General features: G+C 41.7%; 4 protein-coding genes. 1 reads left to right on the top strand and 3 read right to left on the bottom strand.

The annotated features are described in order from the left end of the window. Positions 1-591: 591 nt before the first annotated feature. The gene (locus A3GA_RS11745; protein ID WP_040614307.1) at positions 592-1,515 is read left to right on the top strand and encodes a DUF808 domain-containing protein; all 924 of its coding nucleotides are present in this window, start codon (positions 592-594) and stop codon (positions 1,513-1,515) included. A 261-nt stretch (positions 1,516-1,776) separates the two neighbouring features. On the opposite strand, the gene A3GA_RS0110910 is transcribed toward A3GA_RS11745, so the two are convergent. The 3 genes from A3GA_RS0110910 to infA form a co-directional block, all read right to left on the bottom strand. Next, positions 1,777-4,251 (bottom strand): DUF3772 domain-containing protein, encoded by a 2,475-nt coding sequence (locus A3GA_RS0110910; protein WP_018027441.1) that lies wholly within the window; start codon positions 4,249-4,251, stop codon positions 1,777-1,779. Positions 4,252-4,389: 138 nt separating this feature from the next. Continuing rightward, a complete protein-coding gene (locus tag A3GA_RS0110905) occupies positions 4,390-5,523 on the bottom strand; it encodes an LPS O-antigen chain length determinant protein WzzB (RefSeq protein WP_018027440.1) in 1,134 nt (377 codons plus the stop codon). Between the two features lie 159 nt (positions 5,524-5,682). Continuing rightward, a complete protein-coding gene (infA, locus tag A3GA_RS0110900) occupies positions 5,683-5,913 on the bottom strand; it encodes a translation initiation factor IF-1 (protein ID WP_018027439.1) in 231 nt (76 codons plus the stop codon). Positions 5,914-6,224 lie beyond the last annotated feature (311 nt).

The following is a 6,224-nucleotide window of genomic DNA, read 5'->3' as shown; positions in this document are numbered from 1 at the left end:
CATAATCAATTAACACGTAGCACGTCCTTTAGCAGTGCCACTGAGCCTAAGCTGTGTACCGATTATCTCTATGATGTCTTTGGTCGCCGGATTGCCAAGCGGGTGGTGGATGANCACCGTCACACAGTCATAGAACAAACNCTCTATGATTGGGAAGGTTTAACCATTGCTTCAGAAGAGCGTATTGGTCAGCAACTAGGCAAACATGCAGCCAATCCGGGACGTGATTGGGTTAGCGCTTTGAAAGCATCCCCGAGTATTAGCAGACTGGATTGGGTTTTATAAACAGCAGCGCCCATACCAGTCCTTGGGCATAAGGTGAGTAACAAGTGCTGACCCCGGTGAGCATATCTATAACACAGACGCTTACACCGATTGTTTACTGCATTAACAATGTTGTGAGCAAGCTTATAAAATCATCTCGAAAATAAATACGGTTAATAGATTTATTAATCAGTTGATATACTTTTCGTATGCAGTTCTCAAAAGGAACTTACCACACAGCCAATAAGTAAATTGTTTTGCTATTATGCTAGCTTAAAAATTAACTCAGCTGTTTTTACTACCTTAACTTCCGATAACGGTGACCATATGGCCTTTGCCAGTTTATTGACTTTGCTTGATGATGTGACAGCTGTTCTTGATGATGTGGCAGTTATGACTAAGGTTGCTGCTAAAAAAACGGCAGGTATTGTTGGTGATGATTTGGCAGTTAACGCAAATCAATTGACCGGTATCGCTGCACAACGAGAATTACCTGTGGTTTGGCAGGTGACGATTGGTTCTTTTATTAATAAGGCGATCATTATACCTACTGCCTTACTCATCTCGTATTTTTCTCCTGTGATGATCACGGTGCTTTTATTGATTGGCGGTGCTTATTTAGCCTTTGAAGGGATGGAGAAGCTTCTGCACAGTTTGAAAGTTAAACAGACGAGCTCCTCTTTGATTGACGTTGAGTCATCAAATGCAACAACAGTGTTAAGTCAGGAGGATTTGAAAAGCGAAGAGCGTAGGAAGGTGCGTGGGGCTATTCGTACCGATTTCATATTATCTGCAGAAATTATTATCATCGCAATGGGTGTTGTAGCAAGTATGGGGATTTTGCCCAAAACGCTAGTTATGATTGCTATTGGCGTGGGTATCACTGTATTTGTATACGGTATTGTCGCTTTGATAGTAAAGCTCGATGATATTGGTCTATGGCTTATGCAGAAGAGTTCAAGTATGCTACAAAAAATTGGCCGGGGAATAATTGCTTTTATGCCCATGTTGATGCGGGGTCTAGCGATTATTGGTACGATTGCCATGTTTTTAGTGGGTGGTGGTATTTTTACGCATAATTGGCCGTGGCTTCATGAGCTGGTTGCAAGTGTGGTTGGTCATTCCTTGCTAATATCAATCGTGCTTGATTTACTCATAGGTATGCTAATAGGTTTTTTAGTATATATTCTAGTTTCGATGTTTATGAGTTTGCAGCGCACTAAACCCTTATACCTGACCATTGATGAGTAAATAGCTTAACTGACTGTCGATGAGTTTTAGTTTGATATTATTTAGATGAAATTAGCATCAATAGAAGTCGCTTTGAAAGAGCCAAAATTAGCGAACTATAATGACCAGCACTTTTTGCTCAGCTTATGCCGCTAACGCTTCTCTGATTTCATCTCTGTATTCATGGACAAATTTTTTCCATCATATCAAATAAGACCTGAGTAGGTTTTTACTGGGTCAATACACGTGATGCCAATACTTATCCACCTCCTAATCAATACCTTAAAAACTCCCGCCGCCACCGATTTGATCAACAGGCACTGGGCTGATGAGGTTAATCTCTGCTTGATGTAGACGGTCTAATATTTCAAATAGAAGTTCACTGCGGATTTTACCTACCATGCGCGCACTGGGCACATAGCAGGTGGCAGTTAGTATAAGTCCACTAGTATCAATTGCATCAAGGCGCACATAGGGTTCACTATCTTCAAGCACTGATTCATGCTCTGCCATCACAGCTAGTACCATATCAGCTACAATCCGTGGGTTTGTATTGATAGGTAAAGGGAGTTTGATTTGTATGCGACCTCCGCTATTGTCTAGCGTCATATTGCGTACAGCCTTGGTAATAAATTCAGAGTTTGGCACGATCAGCGTCGAGCGGTCAAATAATTGAATTTCAGTGGCACGAATATTAATACGTTTAATATCACCATCATTATTGCCTACAACCACCCAGTCGCCGACTTTCACTGGTCTTTCTGTTAGTAAAATAAGACCGGAAATAAAGTTTTGCACGATAGATTGCAAACCGAAACCGATGCCGACGGAGAGGGCACTGGCAACCCACGTAATTTTATCAAAGCTTAGTCCCAGTGCACCTAGGATTAAGGCAATGACCAGGACACCACCGAGGTAGCCCGACATGGTTGAAATGCTGGATTGCACCCCTTTTTCAAGTTTAGTATTGGGGAAATATTTTTTATCTAGCCACGTTTTGAAAATCTTTATTAACCAAAAGCCAATAATAAAGATAAAAATGGCACTGATAATACCGCTGGTACTCAAGGCAAAGTTATGTTCAGCCACTAAGCGATTGAGCATCGCCGAGAAATTCGAAAATTCAGTAATATTTGTGCCGAAGGGCAATAATATGATTCGGATTAATGCATAAATCAATAAGACCTTGGTGATGGCAGATAGCACCACGATAAATTGATTAATGAGGTCATCGCTGATTGCATACGCCCTAATTAAGTAGTTGCCAAGTAGCGCTTTATTACCAAGCAGGGCATGATACAGGTCATCCGCTAATTTCCACGCAATATAAAAGGCAGAACTGACCAAGACGGTCCACACCAATTGATTCACAATAAATGAGGCCATACTGACATAGCCTGTTAAGGTGATAATTATCGCCACCAAGGAAAGTAGCCAGGCAATCGATGTCAGTGACACAAACCAAAACGGATACTTAGGATTTGTTTCTTCCTCTGCTGGAGTCGTGTCTTCAGTAGGCTCACCCTCTGCAGCAGTTTTTGAACCCACGATCTTTTTGTTTAAAGGTTTTCCACCCCGCGATAAGCGAGTAAAAAAGCTGAAGCTCAATAAACACGTCAAAAAGGTAGCCAGTGTATTAACGCTTAGCTCAGTGGTAAAACTCGTGCCGATGTAGTTGCCGCTTATGGTTACGATTTGGTAGCTCAGTGTTAATAAGGCTAATAATGTCGGATAGGGGCTTAAGGCACGTGCCTCATCACCGCTTAAATTGGTCAAGCGCCAGGTATCATGCTTAAGACAAAGCATCGCTTCGCCCATACCGTAAATAAAGGAGGCGAGTAGCATGGCATAAAATATTTGCTGTAAATAGCGTTTAAGTTCAGGATTTAAAATATCATTCCAATTCAATCCCAAGTAAACTAATAAGCACACAAGTCCCATCAATAAGACTCTTAGCAGGAGTTTAGCGAGCGCATAAAAGGAGCGGCGAGCTCTGCCGTTGGGAATAATAGTGATAAGCGCGTAATTCAGCGATTGATTGACATATCGATTAATAAAAACAAAGGCAAAGATACTGAGTAAAATGACTGTCACTAGTGGCCAACGATTTTCTTTGTTAATGGCTTCTGTGGCAAGAGCGCTTAAGTCATTTTTAAACGCTTGAATACGTGCGGCATCTGTAGACATTGCGAGCGACCAGTTACGCCAAAAGCTCGGGTTTAACATGCTACGCACTTTTAAAGAAAGTTCGGCTTTGAAGCGCTGACGTCGTTCATTGATAAGTAGCTTTCTTTTTTCTTCCGCCGCACTGATAATTAAAATTAAATGCTTGCGTTGTGCGTCTAATTTGTCATGTTCAGATTGCAGTGCACTGCGTTGCTCATCAATAAATGCAGCTTCGGGACCAGCATTTGATTTGGTGGCTTCGGTGCTTGTGGCTTCGGTCGAATCTGGCGCCTCTGTTTTAGCTGCGCCTGCGGGTGTATTGATGCGATTTAATTTGTCATTTAAATCGACCACTTGCTGTGTCACTTGGTTTAGGAGGCTCTGAGCATTTTGCTGAATTTTACTGAGCTTTGTGGTGAGCTGTTGTAAGTCGGCATTGTCTTTGCTGCTTGCAGGTATCTCATCTAATTGCGCCTGTAATTGTTCAACGGTGATGGCGTCGGCATCAGCGACGCTTTGCGCTAAGGCGGTCAGCGGTAAGCATAAACTAACTAATAAGGCGCAGATAAAAGCAAATAATGAGACACGCATAGAGTATAAAAAAGATAAGCGGAATAGCGTTTACAGCATGAGTTAACTGTAGCAAAAAATTGTGCTTAGGATAGTGAGGCTCTAATCCTTGCTTAAGGTAAAACAGCGAAACACTTGGTTTCGCTGTTTAAAAAGTAGTTAGTTTTGAGCCAGTGCCTTGTTTCTATTTCTGAAAGCGGCCATGATTAAAACGACTAAGCATGATAAAACACCGCCAACTAAAGCACCGATCACAGCCATTTGGGCGCGTTTAGGTGAACTGCGCTTTGGTGGGAGGGTAGGGCGCATTAAGTAGCTGAAGGCTTGAAACTCCGGCTCCTTATTTTGAAGTGCTTCGAGGGCTTCAATTTGGTATTGAAGCTGAAAGTACTCATCCGGATAGATGACCGGACTATTTTTTGCAACCTCTAGCAATGCACTTAAAATTTCTTCACCTTGCAAATAGAGCAGCTCAGGGTTGTTTAAATCAATCTGTAACATCACCTCGCTGTTGGCAATACCATTAAGTCCAGCTAAGCCGCCAGAAACGCTCTTAATACCGGCCTTTTGAGCAATTGAAAGCGCATTTGTATAGTGTTCAATATTGATTTGGCGCGTGGTGTTGGCCGCTCGCTCTAAAATCTCTTTGCCTTGTTTGGCTGCAGCAATTTTTGAGTTTAAGTCGTTATAAAAGTCATTGCGTATGGTTTTCGTGGCAACCTGGTTGATATTGTCTATATAACCGCTCAGTACCTCTTGAGCACTTTCCGGGGTATCACTGATAAAAGATAGAGTGTAGCTAGTCGCTAAGGACTTATTTTTTTCATCCGGTAGTTGCACCGAGAGATTTTGACTTAAACGATCTAGCACTACGTTTGCGTCAGCATCTTTTTGTAGTCGTTGAAAGAGGGCCGTCTTTGATAAATAGCTCTGCTTTTCATCATGGTCAGCAGCAGTGTATAAGAAGTTATTAAAGATATTGATTAAAAACTTATTGATATCAATATCCTCTTTGGGGTTATTAATGCTCTTCGGATTATTAATGTGTTGAATGGTACGCGCCTCGGTTACCAAACCCTCGGTATCAACAAGACGTGGTGCAACCACAGCAGCGCTTGAACGCCATTGCTCAGTCTGTAATAATGATAGACCATAGGCAGCAGCAAAGCCCAATACAGTAAACAATATAATTAAAAATTTGTGGGCCCATAAGGTACTTAACAAGTCCAAGAGATCAATCTCATCCTGCTCTGTGCCCATCTGGTATGGCTTGTGATTAGAAGCTTCTGACATGTGCTACGTCCTAAATTACAATTCTGTTTGTTGATTTGACATGTATTTTAATACATTAAGCTTGCTGTGAGGCTAATAAAATTACTAAGTGCTTTTTTAGTTTAACAAGAAAAAAGCGCATCACGATAAGGCGTAATGCGCTCCTTGGACGAGGTAAATTTAGTGACGCTTAGCTAAATGACGGTAAACAATGCGACCTTTATCTAAATCATAAGGTGATAACTCAATTGATACCTCATCACCTGCCAAGATGCGGATATTGTGTCGGCGCATTTTGCCAGCACTGTAGGCGATTAATGGGTGGCCGTTATCCAAGGTGACACGAAAACGGGAATCAGGTAGTACCTCAGTAACGGTACCTTTCATTTGGATTAAAGATTCTTTAGACATCGTGTTATTCTCCTTTGACTTCCTCCCTTCCCTAAAGGGATGGGATTCCTACAACTAGACGGTCAAGCCCGACCGCAAATCTTAGAGGTGGCTACCGCCTTGCAATTCACACCTTGCATCTAAGATTCTTATTTCAAACTAACCCTACCGTTAAGATTGTCTGTTGACACGAGCTAGTTTGAGAGTGTGTGTGGAATACCATCTACTAGCCAAAACACTGCGTACTCGCAATTTATACTTGTCTTAGCTGTTTTTTGTAGATGGTTTTATTTAATAGCTGATTGATTTTAGCAACTTTTTCGCCTTATATC

The organism is Oligella urethralis DSM 7531, assembly GCF_000372065.1.
Taxonomy (GTDB): domain Bacteria; phylum Pseudomonadota; class Gammaproteobacteria; order Burkholderiales; family Burkholderiaceae_B; genus Oligella; species Oligella urethralis.
Note: the sequence above shows the minus strand (reverse complement) of the source record. Positions and strands in the feature narration are given on the sequence as shown.

Excerpts from the sequence above, each read along its gene's own strand:
- A3GA_RS11745 (WP_040614307.1), top strand. The coding sequence starts at position 592 with ATGGCCTTTGCCAGTTTATTGACTTTGCTTGATGATGTGACAGCTGTT.
- A3GA_RS0110910 (WP_018027441.1), bottom strand. The coding sequence starts at position 4,251 with ATGCGTGTCTCATTATTTGCTTTTATCTGCGCCTTATTAGTTAGTTTA.
- A3GA_RS0110905 (WP_018027440.1), bottom strand. The coding sequence starts at position 5,523 with ATGTCAGAAGCTTCTAATCACAAGCCATACCAGATGGGCACAGAGCAG.
- infA (WP_018027439.1), bottom strand. The coding sequence starts at position 5,913 with ATGTCTAAAGAATCTTTAATCCAAATGAAAGGTACCGTTACTGAGGTA.